22 protein-coding genes are annotated in these 22,072 nt (G+C 39.3%); 1 reads left to right on the forward strand and 21 read right to left on the reverse strand.

Annotated elements, in window-relative coordinates:
- Positions 1 to 22: 22 nt before the first annotated feature.
- Entirely contained in the window at positions 23 to 1,252 is a 1,230-nt protein-coding gene (locus JG479_RS16450) for an acyltransferase family protein (RefSeq protein ID WP_200219684.1), read from the reverse strand.
- A gap of 144 nt (positions 1,253 to 1,396) precedes the next feature.
- Between JG479_RS16450 and JG479_RS16455 the strand changes: the two genes are divergently transcribed.
- Positions 1,397 to 2,239, forward strand: a complete 843-nt coding sequence (locus tag JG479_RS16455) for a LytR/AlgR family response regulator transcription factor (RefSeq protein ID WP_200219685.1) — start codon at positions 1,397 to 1,399, stop codon at positions 2,237 to 2,239.
- Positions 2,240 to 2,267: 28 nt separating this feature from the next.
- On the opposite strand, the gene glmU is transcribed toward JG479_RS16455, so the two are convergent.
- The 20 genes from glmU to rpmH all read right to left on the reverse strand — a co-directional run bounded on the left by glmU (position 2,268) and on the right by rpmH (position 21,596).
- Entirely contained in the window at positions 2,268 to 3,626 is a 1,359-nt protein-coding gene (gene glmU, locus JG479_RS16460; RefSeq protein WP_200219686.1) for a bifunctional UDP-N-acetylglucosamine diphosphorylase/glucosamine-1-phosphate N-acetyltransferase GlmU, read from the reverse strand.
- A gap of 304 nt (positions 3,627 to 3,930) precedes the next feature.
- On the reverse strand, positions 3,931 to 4,353 hold the full coding sequence (locus JG479_RS16465) for a F0F1 ATP synthase subunit epsilon (protein WP_004335277.1): 423 nt from the start codon (positions 4,351 to 4,353) through the stop codon (positions 3,931 to 3,933).
- Between the two features lie 13 nt (positions 4,354 to 4,366).
- Entirely contained in the window at positions 4,367 to 5,752 is a 1,386-nt protein-coding gene (gene atpD / locus JG479_RS16470) for a F0F1 ATP synthase subunit beta (RefSeq protein WP_004335274.1), read from the reverse strand.
- Positions 5,753 to 5,785: 33 nt separating this feature from the next.
- Positions 5,786 to 6,646: a F0F1 ATP synthase subunit gamma gene (gene atpG, locus JG479_RS16475; protein WP_024597176.1), complete on the reverse strand. Its 861-nt coding sequence runs from the start codon at positions 6,644 to 6,646 to the stop codon at positions 5,786 to 5,788.
- 60 nt (positions 6,647 to 6,706) lie between these two features.
- Positions 6,707 to 8,248 (reverse strand): F0F1 ATP synthase subunit alpha, encoded by a 1,542-nt coding sequence (gene atpA, locus JG479_RS16480; protein ID WP_024597177.1) that lies wholly within the window; start codon positions 8,246 to 8,248, stop codon positions 6,707 to 6,709.
- Positions 8,249 to 8,262: 14 nt separating this feature from the next.
- Complete coding sequence (atpH, locus tag JG479_RS16485; RefSeq protein WP_004335267.1) at positions 8,263 to 8,796, reverse strand: F0F1 ATP synthase subunit delta; 534 nt, start codon at positions 8,794 to 8,796, stop codon at positions 8,263 to 8,265.
- Between the two features lie 16 nt (positions 8,797 to 8,812).
- Positions 8,813 to 9,283, reverse strand: a complete 471-nt coding sequence (gene atpF / locus JG479_RS16490; RefSeq protein ID WP_004335264.1) for a F0F1 ATP synthase subunit B — start codon at positions 9,281 to 9,283, stop codon at positions 8,813 to 8,815.
- Between the two features lie 41 nt (positions 9,284 to 9,324).
- Positions 9,325 to 9,558: a F0F1 ATP synthase subunit C gene (gene atpE / locus JG479_RS16495; RefSeq protein WP_004335261.1), complete on the reverse strand. Its 234-nt coding sequence runs from the start codon at positions 9,556 to 9,558 to the stop codon at positions 9,325 to 9,327.
- Between the two features lie 56 nt (positions 9,559 to 9,614).
- Positions 9,615 to 10,472, reverse strand: coding sequence for a F0F1 ATP synthase subunit A (atpB, locus tag JG479_RS16500; RefSeq protein WP_004335244.1), 858 nt, complete (start codon positions 10,470 to 10,472; stop codon positions 9,615 to 9,617).
- Between the two features lie 14 nt (positions 10,473 to 10,486).
- Positions 10,487 to 10,867, reverse strand: coding sequence for an ATP synthase subunit I (locus tag JG479_RS16505; protein ID WP_004335240.1), 381 nt, complete (start codon positions 10,865 to 10,867; stop codon positions 10,487 to 10,489).
- Between the two features lie 142 nt (positions 10,868 to 11,009).
- Positions 11,010 to 11,936, reverse strand: coding sequence for a ParB/RepB/Spo0J family partition protein (locus JG479_RS16510; RefSeq protein ID WP_039488567.1), 927 nt, complete (start codon positions 11,934 to 11,936; stop codon positions 11,010 to 11,012).
- A gap of 20 nt (positions 11,937 to 11,956) precedes the next feature.
- Positions 11,957 to 12,742, reverse strand: a complete 786-nt coding sequence (locus JG479_RS16515; protein ID WP_004335235.1) for a ParA family protein — start codon at positions 12,740 to 12,742, stop codon at positions 11,957 to 11,959.
- A gap of 14 nt (positions 12,743 to 12,756) precedes the next feature.
- Positions 12,757 to 13,377: a 16S rRNA (guanine(527)-N(7))-methyltransferase RsmG gene (gene rsmG, locus JG479_RS16520; protein ID WP_004335232.1), complete on the reverse strand. Its 621-nt coding sequence runs from the start codon at positions 13,375 to 13,377 to the stop codon at positions 12,757 to 12,759.
- Between the two features lie 15 nt (positions 13,378 to 13,392).
- Positions 13,393 to 15,282, reverse strand: coding sequence for a tRNA uridine-5-carboxymethylaminomethyl(34) synthesis enzyme MnmG (gene mnmG / locus JG479_RS16525; RefSeq protein WP_193225434.1), 1,890 nt, complete (start codon positions 15,280 to 15,282; stop codon positions 13,393 to 13,395).
- A gap of 428 nt (positions 15,283 to 15,710) precedes the next feature.
- Positions 15,711 to 16,160, reverse strand: a complete 450-nt coding sequence (mioC, locus tag JG479_RS16530) for an FMN-binding protein MioC (protein ID WP_200219687.1) — start codon at positions 16,158 to 16,160, stop codon at positions 15,711 to 15,713.
- A 1,060-nt stretch (positions 16,161 to 17,220) separates the two neighbouring features.
- Positions 17,221 to 18,585 carry a tRNA uridine-5-carboxymethylaminomethyl(34) synthesis GTPase MnmE gene (gene mnmE, locus JG479_RS16535; protein ID WP_007584209.1) on the reverse strand — a complete coding sequence of 455 codons (1,365 nt, stop codon included), beginning with the start codon at positions 18,583 to 18,585 and terminating at the stop codon, positions 17,221 to 17,223.
- A 395-nt stretch (positions 18,586 to 18,980) separates the two neighbouring features.
- Positions 18,981 to 20,618 carry a membrane protein insertase YidC gene (gene yidC / locus JG479_RS16540; RefSeq protein WP_200219688.1) on the reverse strand — a complete coding sequence of 546 codons (1,638 nt, stop codon included), beginning with the start codon at positions 20,616 to 20,618 and terminating at the stop codon, positions 18,981 to 18,983.
- 8 nt (positions 20,619 to 20,626) lie between these two features.
- Positions 20,627 to 20,902, reverse strand: a complete 276-nt coding sequence (yidD, locus tag JG479_RS16545) for a membrane protein insertion efficiency factor YidD (RefSeq protein WP_004335219.1) — start codon at positions 20,900 to 20,902, stop codon at positions 20,627 to 20,629.
- Positions 20,903 to 21,031: 129 nt separating this feature from the next.
- The gene (gene rnpA, locus JG479_RS16550) at positions 21,032 to 21,454 is read right to left on the reverse strand and encodes a ribonuclease P protein component (protein ID WP_004335217.1); all 423 of its coding nucleotides are present in this window, start codon (positions 21,452 to 21,454) and stop codon (positions 21,032 to 21,034) included.
- A gap of 7 nt (positions 21,455 to 21,461) precedes the next feature.
- The gene (rpmH, locus tag JG479_RS16555) at positions 21,462 to 21,596 is read right to left on the reverse strand and encodes a 50S ribosomal protein L34 (RefSeq protein ID WP_004335215.1); all 135 of its coding nucleotides are present in this window, start codon (positions 21,594 to 21,596) and stop codon (positions 21,462 to 21,464) included.
- Positions 21,597 to 22,072: the final 476 nt, after the last annotated feature.

The raw sequence follows: 22,072 nt of genomic DNA on the forward strand, positions 1-22,072 counted from the left end.
AGTTTTAATACAGCCTCTTAGCCTAAGTAATTAGCTTATACGCTAGCGGAGTAATTAAAATTAAAGCGGCCGTATAACCAAGCATTTTTACAGTCGGGGAATAATCTCGTTTAATTGCAACCCCTAGCAAAGGTCTAAGTACATCAATACGTGTAATACCCCATGTAATAACGCCGCAAAAAGACCAAGTCCCTGTAATAATGATGAATGGTTCAGCAACAGGCCCTAAACTTAAAGGCTGTAGTAAAAAACACAAAATAATCAAAATGCTTTGATGCAATAAATAAAAGGGAAACACCCATACATTGAGCTGTTTTAAATAGTAAGTATTAAAATTTAAAAATCGGTGAGCGAGCGCAAGTACAAAAAATACACCTACAACACGTTGAATATTGTAGCTAGCGCTTAAAATAAAATGAGGAAGATTAAACACCTTCTGATAACTTAATATTATAAGTACAAACAAAACCGCAAAACTCAAAGCTAGTAATACTAATTTTTTATTTAAGCAGTTCCAAAAGTAAGTGTTTTTAGCAAGTATGTATCCTGCGAGTAGCAGTATTAAGCCGTTAGTCTCTCTAATTGAATCGCCAGTTAAGTAATGGCTTGTAAATAGTGTGGCAATAGTGAGCAAGGTAATTAAAAACCCAAATGACACACCCCCCTTAACAAATGTTTTTAAAGGCGCAATAAAGGGCAAGCGTGTAAAAAGAGTTAAAACAATAATGATCAGCATAAATTGCCACAACGAGCGCAAATACCACAAGTGATTTACATCCACATTCGGCCACACTCCAGACTGATAATTATCAAAAAGCGTATTGTTAGTCTCTATAAAAGCTAAATAGAATTGCCAATAACTAATATCAATAACATCGTGCTGCGACATTTCTGCAAACAGCTGTAAAGGCACTATTAACCATAAACCCACCAGCAAGGGTAATAGTAAAAAAATAGAGCGGTATAAAGTGAAATGTAACCAAGACTTAAAGCCACTTATTTTATCAATCATAAAACGCAGTGCTACACCCGATATAAACCAAATGAGCAACATACGCCAAGGTGAAAACACCAACATTAAATATTCAACATACTGTGATGTGTAATTACTTTTAAAATGAAATCCCCAGTTTTCGCTATACAACATGCCAATGTGATAAAAAATTAGCGACGCAAATGCGATTACCCTAAGCCAATCAAGATAATATTTACGCGAATTAACTAATGAAAGTTGTTGTACTTGAGTGCTCATGCTTTTATTACTTTATGAATTTTATGCGTTATTCATACCTAAAGATCTCGCTAAAACTATCTACAAGTGCTTATATTACAAGCAATAGTGATAAAAGGTGGTATACAGGGATAAGCGTGCCACGTCAGCAATAAGCATACATTTATGAACCTACAGCACTTTCAACGTTGTCAAAGCATTTACGCATCAGTATTACTGTGTGCTTACGTATTAATTAATAATACAGTAAACGCTACAACCCAAATAATGGAAGCCCAAAGAGAAGGGGCTTTAACTTTTTTAATGTGGGAGCCATTTGTTTGGGAGTATTCAAGTGCCTTGAGTACTTTGCTTATATTCCCTATTTTAATTTGGTTTTTAAGACACTTATCTTTTAATTGGCAAAATATTACGGCCTCATTAGGTATGTACTTTGCTGCTTCTATTATATTTAGCGTGTTACACGTTGGTATTATGGTAGGGGTTCGTAAATTCATATATTTGTTGAATGATGGGTCTTACAACTTTGGACTTAGCTGGTTTGAGCTTATTTATGAATACCAGAAAGACGCTATAAGCTTTGTGTTTTTCATCGTACTTATCAAAGTATATCAATATGTGGTGCAGCAGTTACTAGGTGAAGCTTCTTCAATTGAAGAAAGTGAGCAGCAAACAACATCGACCATAAACCGCCTATTAGTTAAAAAGCTCGGAAAAGAATTCATTATAAAAATAGAGGATGTTGATTGGCTTGAATCGTCGGGTAATTATGTAAACCTACATATAGGCTCACGTATATATCCGTTAAGGGCAACGCTTACAGCATTAAGTAAACAACTTGAAGTGCAGGGGTTTTGTAGAATTCACCGCAGCCATGGCGTAAAACTCGATAAAGTGGAGTCTATTACACCACTATCCAGTGGCGACAGTGAAATAAAATTAACTACAGGTAAAGTACTAAACCTATCTAGACGCTATAAAGAGCAATTTAAACTTCAACTAAAATAAAAAAGGCTACCTAAGTAGCCTCTAATTGTTATTTTTTAACTGGGCGTTTCCAACCCGTTAAATTACGCTGTTTAGAGCGTGCTATTGCTAATTGGTCATCTTCAACGGTACTGGTGATCACAGAGCCTGCACCAATTGTTGCAGTTGCACCTATATTTACTGGGGCAACAAGTGATGAATTAGAGCCAATAAAAGCATTATCGCCAATAATAGTTTTTGATTTATTAACACCATCGTAGTTGCAGGTAATAGTACCAGCGCCAATATTCACTTTTTCTCCAATTTCAGCATCACCTAAATAACTTAAGTGGTTGGCTTTTGAGCCTTTGCCTAAACGGGTTTTTTTCATCTCAACAAAGTTACCAATGTGTGAGTCTTCTTCCATAACAGCGCCAGGGCGAAGGCGAGCATAAGGGCCCAGCGTACATTTAGCAGCTACGCTTGCATCTTCAATTAAGGTATTCGCCTTTATTACCACGTTATCGCCTATGGTACAGTTTTTAAGTACACAGTTAGGGCCAATTTGTATATTGTTACCAAGGGTCACATTACCTTCAAAGATAACGTTTATATCAACTAATACGTCTTCGCCTGTTTTAACATTGCCACGCACATCTATACGGGCAGGGTCGGCAAGTGTTGCGCCATTTAACATTAACTCTTCTGCTTGCCATGCTTGGTAAGCGCGCTCTAAGCCTGCAAGTTGTACACGGTTATTTGCGCCTTCAACTTCCATTGCATGATCTGGTTGCGCAGAAGTGATCTCTACGCCTTCACTGTGAGCCATTGCAACGATATCTGTTAAGTAGTACTCGCCTTGTGCATTATTGTTAGATAAGTTACCTAACCATGTTTTTAATAGCTTACCGTTAACAGCCATAATGCCTGTATTTACTTCGTTAATAAGTAACTGCTCTGAGCTTGCATCTTTTTGCTCAACAATACCGACTAACTTACCACCAACACGAAGCATGCGACCATAGCCATTTGGGTTTACCAAATTTACCGTTAATACCGCTAAACCATTTTTAGGTGTTGCAGCTAATAAACGCTCTAGAGTTGATTGTTTTGTTAGCGGTACATCGCCGTATAAAATCAATACTGTGTCTTCATCGTTAATATGAGAGTTGGCTTGCGCTACTGCGTGGCCAGTACCGAGTTGTTCTGCTTGAAGTACCCAATTTACATCGTTATCGGCAAGTTGTTGTTGTAATAGATCGCCGCCGTGTCCGTAAACTAAGTTTGTAGTCGTTGCACCTAATGCCATCGCATTATCAATAACGTGCTGTACCATTGGTTTACCTGCAACATTGTGCAAAACTTTAGGTAGAGCAGAGCGCATACGAGTACCTTTACCCGCAGCAAGAATAACAGTTGTTAGAGCCATTAAAACAATTTCCTTTTTCCGTTGTTTTAGCTAAATAAGTATTATGTTTGTGCAGAAGATTACGTAAATCACTTCTTGTGCAGATACTCAGTAGGTTAGTTTATTCGTACTGAATCTTGACTGAAAAACACACTTAATTGGATGACGTTATTGTAGCGAGGATTGGTGAAGGATATAAGTGATAAAGCACAGATAATAGTCTGATAGACCTGTTATTTAACAATTATAAATAAGCGATACACCATGTTTAAATTACAGACACAAAAAAGCCCACATAAAGTGGGCTTTTCAAAACCGGATAGGCTTACTTGTGACGTAATTGCTGAATTACGCGTAACTGAGCAACTGCTTCTGCCAGTCGCGTAGCCGCTTGTTGATAATCAAACTCAACAGCTGACGAATTCGCCATATGTTCTTCAGCTTCACGTTTAGCTTTTTGTACAGAATCTTCATCTAAATCTTCACCACGAACCGCAGTATCTGCAAGAATCGTGATGTGATTTGGTTGAACTTCTAATGTACCGCCAGCAACATATAACACATCTTCGTGACCATATTGCTTAACTAAACGTACCATACCAGGTTTAAGGGCAGTTAGTAGTGGAGCATGACCTAGGTTTACACCCAGCTCGCCTTCACTACCAGATACTTGAATCGATTCAACAAGACCAGAGAACAAGCTCTGCTCTGCGCTTACTACGTCAAGATGTACAGTCATAGCTGTCATACTACCCTCCTAGTTACATGCCTTTGGCTTTTTCTTGAGCTTCTTCGATAGAGCCAACCATGTAAAACGCTTGCTCTGGAAGCTCATCAAACTCGCCGTTTAAAATGCCTTTGAAGCCAGCAATTGTATCTTTCAGTGATACGTATTTACCAGACGCGCCTGTAAATACCTCTGCCACGAAGAATGGCTGAGATAGGAAACGTTGGATTTTACGTGCACGAGATACAAGTTGCTTATCTTCGTCAGAAAGCTCGTCCATACCTAGGATTGCAATGATGTCTTTAAGTTCTTTGTAACGCTGAAGAACTGTTTGAACGCCACGTGCTGTATCGTAATGCTCTTGACCAATTACTTGTGGGTCAAGTTGACGTGAAGATGAATCAAGTGGGTCTACCGCTGGGTAGATACCAAGTGATGCGATATCACGTGAAAGTACTACTGTTGCGTCTAAGTGAGCAAAGGTAGTTGCTGGAGATGGATCTGTTAAATCATCCGCAGGTACGTATACCGCTTGGATTGATGTAATTGAACCAGTCTTAGTTGAAGCGATACGCTCTTGAAGCACACCCATTTCTTCAGCAAGTGTAGGCTGATAACCTACCGCTGACGGCATACGACCAAGAAGTGCAGATACTTCTGTACCAGCAAGTGTATAACGGTAGATATTATCTACGAAGAAAAGTACATCGCGACCTTCATCACGGAACTTTTCAGCCATAGTAAGGCCTGTTAACGCTACGCGTAAACGGTTACCTGGAGGCTCGTTCATCTGACCGTATACAAGCGATACTTTATCAAGTACGTTTGAATCGTTCATCTCATGGTAGAAATCGTTACCCTCACGTGTACGCTCACCAACACCTGCGAATACTGAGTAGCCGCTGTGCTCGATTGCGATGTTACGGATAAGTTCCATCATGTTTACAGTTTTACCAACACCGGCACCACCGAATAAACCAACTTTACCACCTTTAGCAAACGGACATACAAGGTCGATAACCTTAATTCCAGTTTCTAAAAGCTCAACTGAACTTGATTGCTCTTCGTATGAAGGCGCTGCACGGTGAATAGACATACGGTCTTCTTCGCCGATTGGACCTGCTTCATCGATTGGCTCACCAAGTACGTTCATGATACGACCAAGTGTTGCTTTACCAACTGGAACTTGAATCGATTCACCTGTATTCATAACTAAAGCACTACGACGTAAACCATCAGTAGTACCCATAGCGATAGTACGCACTACACCGCCACCTAGCTGTTGTTGAACTTCTAAAGTCAAACCAGCTAAATCGCCATCTGTTACTCTTAGTGCGTGGTATACCGCTGGCACGCTATCTTGTGGAAATTCAATATCCACAACGGCGCCGATAATTTGGACGACCTTACCTAAACTCATGTCTATTCCTCTCGTTAATCTTTACCCGAAGCATTAAACTGCTGCTGAGCCAGAACAAATCTCACTAATTTCTTGTGTGATTGCTGCTTGGCGAGCCTTGTTATAAACAAGCTGTAGCTCGTCCATAAGGTCACCTGCGTTATCAGTTGCAGCTTTCATTGCAACCATACGAGCAGCCTGTTCTGAGGCAGCATTTTCTACCACACCTTGGTATGCTTGAGACTCAATAAAGCGTACTAACAAAGACTCTAAAATAGCCTCTGGGTTTGGCTCGTATAAGTAATCCCATGTGTGAGCAGATACTTCTTCTTCAGCTTTTGGCAAAGGGAGTAACTGATCTATAATTGGCTCTTGCTTCATGGTATTAACGAATTTGTTATATACCAAGAATAAACGGTCTATTTTGCCTTCAGAAAATGCATCAAGCATAATTTTTACAGGACCAATAACGTCTTGTACTGAAGGTTTATCTCCTAGGCCCGCTTTTTTAGCGAGTAGTTGACCACCAAAACGTTGAAAGAAGCCTGCTGCCTTACTACCTAAAGTAGCAAATTCAGCATCAACACCTTTCTCTTTCCACGCTTTAACATCAAGTGCAACTTTCTTAAACTCGTTTGAGTTTAGACCGCCACACAGACCACGGTCTGTAGAGATAACAATATAACCAACTCGTTTCACTTCACGTTCTTTTAAGAACGGGTGAGTAAAATCAAGATTTGCTTGAGCAACACGACCAATTACTTCACGTAATTTATTAGCGTATGGACGGCTTGAAGCAACGCGTTCTTGCGCCCTTTTCATTTTAGACGCAGCAACCATTTCCATTGCGCTAGTGATCTTTTGAGTATTTTTAATACTCCCGATCTTGCTTTTAATCTCTTTTCCGCTGGCCATGACTCTCTCTCCGAATCAAGGTGTGCTTTAGTTTCCTAAAGCGCACCATTAATAACTAAATTACCAAGTTTGCGTAGACTTGAACTTCGTAAGAAGTTCTTTAAGCTGCGCTTCGATCTCGGCATTCAAGTTACCAGTTTCATTGATTTGAGCCACAAGCTCTGCGTATGTGCTAGTTGCATAAGAAAGTAAAGCTGCTTCAAAGTCACCGATTTTCGAAATTTCGATGTCTTGAAGGAAGCCTTTTTCAGCAGCAAATAACGACAAAGACATTTCAGCAACAGACATTGGCGCGTACTGTTTCTGCTTCATTAGCTCTGTTACACGCTCACCATGCTCAAGTTGAGCACGAGTAGCATCATCAAGGTCAGACGCGAACTGCGAGAACGCAGCTAATTCACGGTACTGAGCTAGGGCTAGACGAATACCGCCACCTAGTTTCTTAACGATTTTAGTTTGTGCAGCACCACCAACACGCGATACCGAGATACCAGCATTTACTGCCGGACGGATACCTGAGTTGAATAAGTCAGTTTCTAAGAAGATCTGACCATCGGTGATAGAGATAACGTTAGTCGGTACGAACGCAGAAACGTCGCCGCCTTGAGTTTCAATGATTGGCAATGCCGTCAATGAACCAGTTTTACCTTTCACTTCACCATTAGTGAACTTTTCAACGTAATCTGCGTTTACACGCGATGCACGCTCTAAAAGACGAGAGTGAAGGTAGAATACGTCACCTGGGTATGCTTCACGGCCTGGTGGACGCTTAAGTAGTAATGAAATTTGACGGTAAGCAACTGCTTGCTTAGACAAATCATCATATACGATTAATGCGTTTTCACCACGGTCACGGAAGTATTCACCCATAGTACAGCCCGCGAACGGTGCTAAGTACTGCAGTGCCGCAGATTCAGAAGCAGATGCAACAACTACGATAGTATTTGCTAGTGCACCATGCTCTTCTAATTTACGAACTACGTTTGCAATAGTAGATGCTTTTTGACCAATCGCAACGTACACACACTTAACGCCTGTGTCTTTTTGATTGATGATTGCATCGATTGCTAGTGCAGTTTTACCTGTTTGACGGTCACCGATGATTAGTTCACGTTGACCACGACCAACTGGAATCATCGCATCGATAGATTTATAACCAGTTTGAACTGGCTCATCTACTGATTTACGCTCGATTACACCTGGTGCAATTTTTTCTACAGGTTCAAACCCGTCGTTATCTAAAGCGCCTTTACCATCGATTGGAGCACCTAGTGTGTTTACAACACGACCAAGTAGACCAGGACCAACAGGAACTTCTAAAATACGACCAGTTGTATATACTTTTACGCCTTCAGTAAGGTCAGCGTACGGACCCATTACTACTGCACCAATTGAGTCGCGCTCAAGGTTTAGTGCGATAGCATAACGGCTGCCAGGAAGCTCAATCATTTCACCTTGCATACAGTCAGCAAGACCGTGGATGCGGATGATACCGTCAGTAACAGATACAATAGTACCTTCGTTACGAGCTTCACTTACAACTTCGAACTTCTCAATACGTTGTTTGATCAGATCTGAAATTTCAGTGGAATTAAGTTGCATGCTCTTTTTCCCAATTACGATTGTAGTGTTGTAGCTAAGCGGCTTAATTTACCGCGAATAGTACCGTCGATTACAGTGTCGCCAGACCTAATAATAAGTCCACCAACCACTGACGCGTCTTCACTACAATTCAGCTTAACTTTGCGTGCGAAACGTTTTTCAAGTGCCGCTACCAATGACTCTTGTTGCGCAGCAACAAGAGGAGTTGCAGAAATCACATCTACTTCGATTTCTTTATCGTATTCTGCTTTAAATTCAGCAAATAACTCAGCAACGTCAGGTAGAGCTGTCAAACGTCCATTTTCAGCCATCACCTTAACTAGGTTCTGACCTTGTTCGTTGAGCTGCTCAGCACAAAGTTGAATAAATAATTCAGCTTGTGCAGTAGCTGTAGGCATACCTGCTAAAGCAGATGATGCTTGTTCATTGCTGGCTACGTGGCCTGCAAAGAACAACATATCATTCCAGCTTTCTAGAGTGCCTTTCTCAACGGCAAGTTCAAAAGCCGCTTTAGCGTATGGGCGAGCGATAGTAGTCAAATTAGACATGCTCATACCCTCCTAATTACAGCTCAGCGACAAGTTTTTCAACGATGTCACTATGTGCGGCTTGATTAATTTCACGCTCTAAAATACGTTCTGCACCAATCACTGCCAGAGTTGCTACTTGCTTACGTAGCTCTTCTGTTATGCGATTACGTTCAGACTCAACTTCAGAGTGCCCTTGAGCAATGATACTTTCACGCTCTTGCTGACCACGAAGTGTTTCTTCGTCAACAATTAGCACTGCACGCTTTTTAGCTTGATCAATGATATCAGCCGCTTGAGCTTTTGCATCTTTAAGCTGTTCAGCAGCTTTCTTTTGCGCAAGTTCTAAGTCTTTTTCGGCTCTATCAGAGGCAGCTAAACCATCTTCGATTTTTTTCTGGCGAGCTTCAATTGCACCGTTTAGTGGTGGCCATACGTATTTCATACAAAATAATACGAACACCGTAAACGCAATCAATTCACCGATAAGAGTGGCGTTTAAATTCACAACCGCTCCTCCTTAAATAGTAAGCTGTTCAAAAAATAAAATTAAAGTACGAACAACAATACCATAGCGATACCAACACCAATCATTGCTACAGCATCGATTAGACCAGCAAGAATAAACATCTTAACTTGTAGCGAAGGTGCAAGCTCAGGTTGACGCGCACATGCTTCAAGGAATTTACCGCCCATGTTACCAAAACCAATTGCAGTGCCGATTGCACCAAAACCGATTAGTAAAGCTACTGCGATATACTTAAGACCTAATACTAGTTCCATTTTTTTCTCCAAAGTTTCAATTGTAAATTAAAGTTAAATATTAAAGGTTGTAAAAATTAGTGATTATCTGAACTTGCCATGCTTAGGTATACAATCGTAAGCATCATGAATAAGAATGCTTGTAATGTAATAACTAGAATATGGAATACTGCCCAAACAAAGTGCAACGGTAGTTGCATAAAACCGATAGCGCCGATCAAGATGAAAATCAACTCACCAGCATATAAGTTACCAAACAAACGTAGTGCTAATGAAAACGGTTTAGAAACGAGTGCAATCAGTTCAAGTAATAAGTTAAATGGTATCAAAATAATTTGAACAAACATGTTATTTGAGCTGAACGGATGAAGCGTTAACTCTTTAATAAACCCGCCAATACCTTTTATTTTGATTGAAAAGCCAACCATTAGTATAAATACACCCAGCGCTAGCGCTGAAGTCATATTAATATCGGTAGTAGGTACAATTTTCATGTACACATCATGTGAATCCATACCAAATGCTGTTTCACCAACGAAACCTGCAAATGCTGGTAAAAAGTCAACTGGGATTAAATCCATTAAGTTCATTAAGAACACCCAAACGAAAATCGTTAAGGCTAATGGTGCAATAAGTTTGCTTTTACCATGGAAAGTATCGCGTACGTTGTCGCCAACAAATTCTACGATTATTTCAATAAAACACTGAAATTTTCCAGGTACACCTAGTGTTGATTTTTTAGCGGCACTACGAAAGATCCATAAAAATATAAGACCTAAACCGATAGACCATGCGAGGGTATCTATATGCCATGTCCAGAAACCACTATCCGTACATGCTTTATTGAAGGCGAGACCTGTATCGGTCGAACACATCTTAGCATTGGTCAAATGGTGCTGGATATGGCCAGATAGAGTAACTTCTTCTGCTGCCATGTTATATCCCAAAGTTAATGTTTAAAAAAAACGGGTGCGAACAATCCAGTAAAGAGCGCCAGTATATAAGTACTAAAAAAGGGTAATAAAATTACCGGAAAATGCTTCAGTACTAGCGCAAACAATACAATTGTTAGCATAAATTTTAATCCGTTGCCGCGTTTCAACGAGGCATACGCTTGATTTGCTCGACTTGCACCCATATGTCTGAATGCATAAAGACCAAATACAAAGTGCGGAAGTACTGCGACAACTCCACCAGCGAGTGATGAAAGCGCGGCATTGACTCCCGAACTAAAACAAATAATTACAGCAGCAACTAATGCTACAACACCCTGAAGGCAAATTAACTTTAATACGGCAAGTCGATATGGACTCGCTAACTTATCAGTCACGTTTAGTTAACCTTTATTGCGTTCTAATTGTTAGGGTGTGAAAACTGGCGAAATTATACTTAATCCTGCCAGTTTTGCAACTTGAGTAGACGCTTTGTAACACGAAATAGCTACAAATGTCCCTTTTTAGACATGTAGAAAACTAATGGTGGGTATTGTCTTGATTAATGCGATTTAAAATGCCGTCAAGTTCGTCCAAATTAGTATAAGAAATAACAAGCTTACCTTTGCCTTTTTTGTTGTAATTTATTTCTACTTTGGCACCTAGGTTTTCAGCGAGTTGTTGCTCTAACTGTTTAACATCTGGATCTTTTTCAGCTATTTCTTTAGCTGGCACTGGTTCTAAAATTGAACGAACTAACTTTTCGGTTTCACGAACAGTTAGTGCTTTAGCGACAGCTAAACGAGCAGCATCTGATTGTGCTTCTCCCTCAAGGGCTAATAAACAACGAGCGTGCCCCATTTCAATGTCGCCATGCTCTAACAGAATTTTTACATCACTGTTTAAATTATTTAAACGAAGTAAGTTAGTTACTGTAGTGCGTGATTTGCCAACCGCATCTGCTACTTGTTGATGTGTTAGTTCAAACTCATTGAGTAAGCGATTTAACGCAACCGCTTCTTCCATGGCATTTAAGTCTTCACGTTGAATATTTTCTATTAGCGCAATAGCTACTGCAGCTTCATCTGGTACGTCTTTAATAATACAAGGTACTGTTTCAAGCTTAGCTATTTGCGCTGCACGCCAACGACGCTCACCGGCGATAATTTCAAAACTATTTTGTGCAATAGGGCGCACGACTATAGGTTGAATAATACCTTGTGAGCGAATAGAGCTTGCTAATTCTTCAAGCGCCTCTTCGGACATGTCTTTACGAGGTTGATATTTACCTGAGTGTAAAAACTCGATTGGGAGTTTTTGTAATTCACTGTTATTTGGCCCAGCCGCATTTTTTACAGCTTCAGTCACGTTTGATGTGTCTTGTTCCTTGCTTGCGCTCGGTGTAGGCTTTGACGAACTTAAAAGTGCATCGAGTCCTCGGCCTAAACCTCGTTTTTTAGCAGACATGTTATTTTTTTACCTCAAAGTTAGGCGACAACGGACGCTGTTTTTTCTTTTCTACGTAACATTTCACCAGCGAGTGCTAAATATGCTTTAGCGCCACTTGATGCCCGGTCATAATACATAGCAGGTGTACCAAAACTAGGTGCCTCTGCTAAACGAACATTACGCGGGATCACCGTACGGTATACTTTGTCGCCAAAATGTTGTTTTAATTGTTCTGATACGTCATTCGCTAAACGGTTACGCGGATCGTACATAGTACGAAGTATCCCTTCAATTTGTAAGCTAGGGTTTACTAACTTAGCAAGCTGCGTAATCGTATCCATTAATGCGGTTAACCCTTCAAGTGCATAATACTCACACTGCATTGGCACTAAAATAGAATCAGCTGCGGCCATTGCGTTAACAGTTAACATATTTAAAGAGGGTGGACAGTCGATAAAAATAAATTCGTACTGATCCTGAATTTTTTCAAGTGCGTTACGTAAACGCACTTCACGGGCAAATAATTCCATCAATTTAACTTCTGCAGCGGTTACATCACCGTTTGCAGCAATCATATGGTATTCGCCAGACGTTTCTTTGATAATAACGTCTTCTATAGGTTTATCTTCAATGAGTAAGTCGTAAATAGTTGGTACGTCGCCGTACTTATCTACGCCACTTCCCATAGTCGCATTGCCTTGCGGATCGAGATCAATTAACAGCACTTTACGTTTCGTTGCAGCCATAGACGCAGCGAGGTTTACAGCGGTTGTAGTTTTACCCACTCCACCTTTTTGATTTGCTAATGCGATGACTTTTGCCACGGTGTCTCTGATCCCTAGTCTTTAGAAAGAATAATTAAATGTCGTTGTGCATCTAACTTAGGTACTTCTAATGCAATTTTTTGCTCAAACTTAACGCCAGTAGGTAATGACTCTAGCTCTTCACTAGGGAACACACCTTTAAGCGCTATAAATTTACCCGAATGATCAATTAAGTGCGAACACCAGTCAACCATATCTTGTAATGAAGCAAATGCACGACTGAGTACGCCATCTAATTTAACACTTGGCTGATATTCTTCAACTCTTGACTGAACAGGTGTTACGTTATCAAGACCAAGCTCATGTTTAACATGCATTAAAAAGCGAACGCGTTTACCTAGACTATCTAGTAACACAAATTGTGTGTTAGGTAATGCAATCGCTAATACAATGCCCGGAAGGCCAGGCCCTGTGCCAACATCAATATAATGATGACCGGGTAAGTGAGGTGCAACAACTAAACTATCCATAATATGCTTAATCATCATTTCTTCAGGTAAGCGTACCGAAGTTAAATTATAAGCTTTATTCCACTTATCTAATAACTCGACGTAACGAACTAGCTGTTGCTGTTGTTTTTCCGTTAGCGCAATATCAGTTTGCGCTAACAATGTAGTTAATTGTTGCTGTAACACTATGTACCCTTATCGTTACGCAGATTTGCGTAATAAGCCTTGCTTCTTCAGATACACTAATAATAGCGAAATCGCCGCTGGGGTGATACCAGAAATACGCGATGCTTGGCCAATAGTGTCTGGACGTGACTCAATAAGCTTAGCAACAACCTCATTTGATAAACCTGATACAGTTTTGTAATCAAACTCTTTTGGTAAAATTGTTTGCTCATGACGAAGCTGCTTATTGATCTCATCTTGTTGACGCGCAATATAGCCTGCGTACTTAGTATGGATCTCAACTTGTTCAAGTGCTGCTACGTTTGTAAATTCAGATCCTAAACCGTCAATAGCCATAAGATCGTTATAACGAATCTCTGGACGACGAAGTAATTCTTCTAAACTTGCTTCACGAGTTAATGGTGTTTTTAGTAATGCATTTACTTGATCAACAACAACGTGATCTTTATGAATCCACGTATCTTTAATGCGTTGCTTCTCTTTTTCGATTACTTCCATTTTTTCGTTAAATGCCTGCCAACGTTCGTCATTAACTAAACCCAGCTCACGGCCTTTTTCAGTTAGGCGAATATCTGCATTATCTTCACGAAGTAGTAAACGGTATTCGGCACGACTAGTAAACATGCGGTACGGTTCTTTCGTACCCAGTGTTGCTAAGTCGTCGATTAATACACCCACGTAAGCTTCATCGCGACGTGGCGTCCAAGATTCTTTACCTTGCACTTTTAACGCAGCATTCATACCAGCAATTAAGCCTTGTGCACCCGCTTCTTCATAACCGGTAGTGCCGTTAATTTGACCCGCGAAAAATAAGCCTTCGATAAATTTTGTTTCTAAAGACTGTTTTAAATCGCGTGGATCAAAGTAGTCATATTCTATTGCATAGCCTGGTCGACAAATATGTGCATTTTCAAAACCAGAAATAGATTGCACAATCTCAAGTTGTACATCAAACGGTAAACTAGTAGAAATACCATTTGGATATAATTCGTATGATGTTAAGCCTTCAGGTTCAACAAATATTTGGTGCTTATCTTTATCCGCAAAACGTACAATTTTATCTTCAATTGATGGGCAGTAGCGTGGACCAATACCTTCAATAACACCTGAGTACATAGGTGAGCGATGTAGGTTTTTACGAATAACATCATGTGTTTTTTCGTTTGTGTAAGTGATGTAACACGGTATTTGTTGTGGGTGATCTGATTGTTTACCCATAAATGAAAATACAGGTGTTGGCATATCACCAGGCTGTGCTTCCATTTTTGTAAAATCAACAGTACGTGCATCAATACGTGGCGGAGTACCTGTTTTTAAGCGATCCACTCTAAAAGGGTGTTCGCGTAAACGTTCAGCCAATGCAATTGATGGTGGATCACCAGCACGACCACCTTTGTAATTTTCTAAACCAATGTGTATTTGGCCACCTAAAAAAGTACCCACGGTTAAAACAACACTTGGAGCACTAAAACGTAAACCCATTTGAGTTACTACGCCAGTAACACGATCGTTTTCAACAATAAGATCATCACATGATTGTTGAAAAATCTTAAGGTTATCTTGATTTTGTAATGTTGTTTGAATAGCTGCTTTGTACAAAGCGCGATCTGCTTGTGCTCGAGTTGCACGAACAGCAGGTCCTTTTGAAGAGTTTAGTGTGCGAAATTGGATCCCGCCTTTGTCAATGGCCTGTGCCATTGCACCGCCAAGCGCATCAATTTCTTTTACCAAATGACCTTTGCCAATCCCACCAATCGCTGGGTTACAAGACATTTGACCAAGGGTATCCATATTGTGAGTCAGTAGCAGGGTATTCATCCCCATACGGGCAGCTGCTAATGCGGCTTCAGTGCCAGCATGTCCACCACCTACTACGATAACGTCAAAATTTTCGTGAAAAATCATTAATGGGATCCTACTTAAATCAAACCGGTAAACTTCAAAAGGGAGCGTATTCTACCTAGAAATTGGCAGAAGATAAATGATTAAACAAAGAGCAAGATCTAAGTATGTGATCTCTAATAATATAAAGGATCTTTTAAAGAGATCTTTTATTACTATTACTACTAGTGATCAGCTTTTCTGTTGATAAGGTTTAGATCTTCATTTAAAACATGAAATTAGATCAGATCTAAAGGTGTTAATATGATCGGATCATCCAGCAAATAAGCTCTGATCAAAAAGGCACCTTATGCACAGGGCTGAATCAGTTGGATCTTATCCCATGGATAAGCATGCTTTAAAAAGCAGTTTATTCAATCTTTATCCACAAAATCTATTAAATTATTAGTAAATTGTGGGTAACTTTATATATAACTTTTTACTTGATCTATCTATTTTAAGCCTGTTTTGGTTATCCAAGAGTCTAACCATGCTAATGCTGTGTCTTCTGGTAGTGCTTCATCGAGAATATTAAGCTCTAAGCGTTCTGCTACTTTTATAGCGCCTTTTTGAGATAATAAGGCATCTATATTACGTCCAGCTTGGTTATAAGTGTCATAACTGGTATCACCTAAAGCTATTACTGAGTATTTTAATTCTGATAAATCATTAGCTTGAGTCACATCTTCAACAAAGCTAATAAAGTTTTCAGGATAATCACCTGCACCATAAGTAGATGTGCAAATTAACCAAATGGTATTTTGCTGATCAATATCGCTAAATTCAGGTTGATCATGTAGTTGTGTAGTAATACCAAGGTTATTAAGCGCGTCGCTTAGTTGCTCTGCAATATACTCGGCTGATCCCATTTGGCTGCCAACAATAAGATTTACTGAACTCATGAATATTAGTGATCACATTGGTTTTAATTGCTGCCTATGATAACTGAGTGTGAGTAACAGTAAAGTTAAGAGTGCTTTTTTGTATAACTATTTTTGTGCTAATTTTACTCTTATTTTAAAGCGCCTACTTAAGTTGTTGATATTATAAGGCTTAACAAAATATCTTTAAATGTAATCTTCTGATCAAGTTGTTGATAACAGTGGGGAAAGCTCTGTTTAAACACACCTTTTAGGTTGTTTAATAATCGCTAAGTTATTGATATTACTATTTAGTGAGAGACTTAATTGTAAATCTAGGCATAAAAAGCACAAGGTGATCATAATGTGGATATAAAGGTTGTTGATAACCTTAAATTTAGATCGAAAATAATTTTACTAAATGATCTAATTGAGCTGATCTAACGAAATTACTTAAAAATAAGCTTATAAACAGATAATTTTTAATAGATCATTAGGTTTTTCTCTGCGAGCTGGCTCAATTTACTATTTATTTGAGCTAAAAATTAGGTTTTGTGGATAAGTGATCTCAATATATTTAATTTAATGCGTATTTATAGCTGCTTTTTTTATGTATTTTGCTGGTGGATTAGTAGAACAAAAGTTTGATGCACTCAAATCTCGAGTCATTTTACTAAAAAGCCGCAGTGATCGTCTGTCCATATGTTGTATAAAGTTGGTTTTTTAGAGTGTTGATCTTCACGTTTTAGCTCTTAAATTGAGCAAATAACATCAGTTTTTATGAGCTAGGTAATTATAAAAAAGCTATTTATAACTAACTTTTGTGTGGAGGATAACGATTTTAAAACGTATTTTTGTTTGAAATATGTATCGGTTTTGACCTTAAAATGGGTGTTACTTGCGCTATTAATACCTTACTTAAAGGCTCTTTTCACTGTCTAATCTACATAATCTAGCTGGTAATAATTATCGCTTTGGGTATGATTTTATTGCCAGAACTGGCTGGGATTGACGGTATAAATACATATTTTATAGTGAATATTTTACATAAAAAAGAGCACCTAAGTGCTCTTATAATAAACATATATCTGTAATAAGGTGCTTATTTACCAATACAAAATGAGCTAAATATCTTGCCAAGTAAGTCGTCTGAGGTAAATTCACCGGTTATTTCGTTTAAATACTGCTGTGTTAAACGCAGTTCTTCAGCCAATATTTCACCAGCAATGTGCATTTCTAATTGTGTTTTACCTGTTTCTAAATGATACGCAGCACTCTCTAGTGCATCCAAATGACGACGGCGCGCCATAAAGCCACCCTCTGTTGCGCCTTGAAAGCCTATACAGGCTTTTAAATGCTCGCGAACAAGTTCAATACCGTCAGCATTTTTAGCACTTAAGCTGATGACCGGGTATTGTTGCTCTTGCTCCATTCCGACTATATCACCCGATAAATCAGCTTTATTTCTGATGACCGTAACCCCCATACCTTCTGGTAATTTGGCCATAAATTCAGGCCAAATTTTATGCGGGTCAGTATCTATAGTGTCAGTGCCATCAAGCATAAATAAAACGCGATCGGCTTGGTTTATTTCATCCCACGCCCGCTCAATACCTATTTGTTCTACGCGGTCAGGGCTCTCTCGTAGGCCTGCTGTATCTATAATATGCAGTGGCATACCATCTATATGTATATGCTCTCGTAGTACGTCGCGAGTGGTACCGGCTATTTCTGTTACGATTGCAGCTTCACGACCGGCTAGGGCGTTTAGTAGGCTTGATTTACCGGCATTTGGGCGACCAGCAATAACAACACGCATACCTTCGCGCATGATGCTACCTTGTTTTGCTTGATTGGTTACGGTATTAAGCTGGGTAATAATGGCGTCTAAGTCGCCTGATACCTTACCGTCTGATAAAAAATCAATTTCTTCATCAGGAAAATCTATTGCCGCTTCTACATACATACGTAAGTGAATTACTTTTTCTACAAGCGTTTCTATGTGTTTAGAAAATTCACCTTGGAGAGACTGTAGGGCGCTTTTGGCAGCTTGTTCGCTTGTAGCATTAATTAAGTCGGCGATGGCCTCTGCTTGTGTTAAATCAAGCTTGTCATTCATAAATGCGCGCTCAGAAAACTCACCAGGCTTTGCTAAACGAACGCCCTCTATTTTACTAATTTCTTTAAGTAGCATATCAAGTACTACAGGACCGCCGTGGCCTTGTAATTCAAGTACGTCTTCACCAGTAAATGAGTTAGGACCTGCAAAGTAAATGGCAATACCTTGGTCAAGTTGCTCGCCAGCTAGGCTTTTAAATGGCACGTAATCGGCGTAGCGAACTTTAGGAATTTTACCTACTACTTTTTCGGCGACACTTTTAGCAAGGCTGCCTGAAACGCGAATAATACCAACACCACCACGTCCGGGGGCAGTTGCTTGTGCTGCAATTGTATCTTGATTGATCATGCTATTAATTTGCCAACGATGAGTAACTTTATGGCGGTATTGTAACCTATGAAATAAACACTCGCGAATACTCTGGTGAAAAACAGGCAATAAAAAAGGCGACCGAAGTCGCCTTTATATAAGTAATATACCCAAGCCATCTCAAGATGCGAGTTTCAGTTGGAGTTAAAAGCTATTTAGGCAAGGCATTGATTGAGAATAATAGTGGTTCTATTGTTAAAATCAATAACGCAGTATAAATCGCTTTTAAACCAACCCTTTGGGCGTTTCACAGGTACTTAATTTCATCGTTGTTACTTTTTAAAAGGGACTGCCATTCTTGCAAAGTAACGCCTTGATCTTAAGCCCCTGTGAAACGCTGAATTTTGCATCTTGATGTGGCTTGGGTATAGGCGCTAGCCTCTTACTTTAATTCCTTTCTTTTCCATGCCACGGTAGATGATTAACATCTGGACAATAGAAATAAGGTTAGACACTAACCAGTAAAGAACTAAACCCGATGGGAACCATAAGAAGAATACAGAGAAGATAACCGGCATAAAGGTCATCATTTTTTGCTGCATTGGATCAGTTACCGTCATAGGCTGAAGTTTTTGCGTCACAAACATACTCGCACCAAATAAGATTGGTAATACGTAGTACGGGTCTTGTGCAGAAAGGTCTGTTAACCAAAAAATAAATTCAGCATGGCGAAGTTCTGTTGACTCTAAGAATACGTAGAACAAGGCTAAGAAAATTGGCATTTGAAGTAAAATAGGGAAACAGCCACCCATTGGGTTAACTTTTTCTTTTTTGTACATTTCCATAGTTGCTTGGCCGAACTTTTGACGGTCGTCACCAAACTTTTCTTTAAGAGCTGCCATTTTAGGCTGTAGGGCACGCATTTTTGCCATTGAAGTGTATTGCGCTTTAGTAAGTGGGTACATTAACGATTTAACGATAATAGTGATGGCAATAATTGCTACACCCCAGTTACCTAAAATGCTATGTAGCCATTTTAGCAATACAAATAAAGGTTGCGAAATAAACCATAACCAACCGTAATCTACAGTTAAGTCTAAGTCTGGGTGAATCGCTTCAAGAATATCTGACTCTTTCGGACCCATATAATAAGTAGCAGTTAGTGTTTGCTCACTACCAGCTTGAATATTTACAGCGGGATCTTTAGCACCAATAATAGCGGTATTACTTTTTGTAATTAAGCTATAAATTGTATTTGTTTGATCCTGCATTGGAACCCAAGCACTTACAAAGTAATGTTGTATAAATGCAACATAACCACCTTGCGTGTTTTTGTTTAGGTTTTTATCAGCCATATCTGAAAAACTATACTTTTCGTATGGTTCTTCGTCAGTACCGTATGCAGCACCTAAATAGTTTTGATCAACCATGCTACCTTTTTCTTGTACGGTACGCTTAATTTGCGTGTATAGCTGTACTTGAAGAGGTGCGCTGGTAGTGTTGTTGATTTTGTATTCTAAGCCTACGTCATACTGACCTTTTTTGAATACATACGTTTTAGTAAAACTAACACCATTACTATCAGTAAACTGAAGTGGAACGCGAAGCTCATCACCCGTTAAGGTATATGATTTTTGTTCGGTACTATAAGTAGGGCGACCGTTAGCTGATGCGTCAGGGCCATTTAAGCCAATTAAGCCACTTTGTGAAAAGTATTGTTTGCCACTATCAAGCTGACCAAGAAGCATATAAGGTGTTTCACTTCCTTTAGTTTCTTCGTATTGAAGAAGGTCTGTTTCAACAATGTCACCGCCTTTGGTGTCAATTTTAACTTTAAATACGTCAGTTGTGATTTCAATAACTGAACGTTTAGCTAAAGTTGCTGAAGCGGGTAAACCTGAATCTGACGATGAAGGAATATAATCATCCGACTCTGGTGAATTTGCTTGTAGTGTTTGTGTTGTGGCACTTGGATCGGCTTTAGGCTTGTTGTAATCATTATCCCATTCTTGGAACAATAAAAACGACACTAGCATTAGGCCAATTAATAAAAACGTGCGTTGCGATTCCATAACAGCTCTTATTTCTCGTGTTGGTGGTTAATATGGGTTAATTTTTCAGGTACGGGGTCGTCTCCACCTGAATGTAAAGGATGGCATTTTAATATGCGTTTTAAAGCTAACCAACTACCTTTTATAAATCCATGCAAATTAATTGCTTGAATTGCATAATGTGAGCAGCTTGGATTAAAACGACAATGCGGACCTAACAGCGGGCTAATCCACTTTTGATAACCGCGGATAAATAACACTAAACAAATCTTAGGAAAAGCAACAAGTGGTTTAATTAACCTCATGATGTTTATGCCCCTACTTAAGTTTAGTGAGATAGATATCATGTATTTAAAGACTCAATTAGAAATTTTAAATGCATGATTAAAAGGTGAGCTAAAGATACATTAATTAACCCTGCAATTCTATTGCAATTAGGTTTGTTTATTAGATTTAGCTGATTTGTTTGGGCGTTTCTTAAAAGGTGGCGGTTTAGGTGCACCTGGTTTACAGCGTTCGTTAATTTTTCGCCATAATTTAGTAAGTTGTTTGGTTAATTCTTCATTAGACTGTTCATCAATACCACTTTTCACCATAAGCACAATATCAATATTATCGATGCTGTGTTGATTTAAACGAAAACTTTCGCGAGCGAGACGTTTAATACGGTTTCGTTGGCATGCCTTTTTTACGCGTTTTTTAGCAACAGTAAGACCTAACCGAGGTTTTTCTTGGTCATTTGGTTTAGCTAATAGAGTAAAGAAAGGAGTTGCAGCCCGAGCGGGTTCATTAAATATGCGAGAGTAATGCGAGGGAGTTAACAGACGTAACTCCCTGCCAAAGCTAAAGTCTTCCACTTATAAATTAAGCAGAAAGAACTTTGCGGCCTTTAGCGCGGCGACGTGCTAATACTTTACGGCCATTTACAGTTGCCATGCGAGCACGGAAGCCGTGTGCACGTTTGCGTTTTAAAACGCTAGGTTGAAAAGTTCTTTTCATAACAATCTCATCCGATCGGTTAAAGTTAAAACATCCTATACAGGTCGCGATCCTGGCATAGGTGCCATTGCGAGCGCGAGATATTATAGAGTAAGTAACGTAAAGTCAATCATAATTACGTTCGCAGTATATAGCCTACTTATGGTCCATAAAGAGATCATGTAGAGCGATCTGATAGGATCATCATAAATAAGAAGTTTTCCACAGCCCCTGTATAAAAAGTGAATAAAAGCGGGGGAAAAGAAAATTGGATCGTAAATTTGGTTCGCGATCTTGGTGTTATTTTGTTATGATCTCCTCTTCGGATCTAAAATAAAAACTGTTTTAAATCAGGTTGTTAATGATTTTATACATCGATATCAACAATTTTATAAAAATCAATCTTTTACTTGTGGATAAAGTGCCTTCATAATACGCGGTCTTGGGTCGCTTATTGGACCATTTGAACGCAATAAATGTATGATTTATAATCATTA

The sequence above is a fragment of the Pseudoalteromonas sp. LC2018020214 genome (assembly GCF_016598755.1).
GTDB lineage: Bacteria > Pseudomonadota > Gammaproteobacteria > Enterobacterales > Alteromonadaceae > Pseudoalteromonas > Pseudoalteromonas distincta.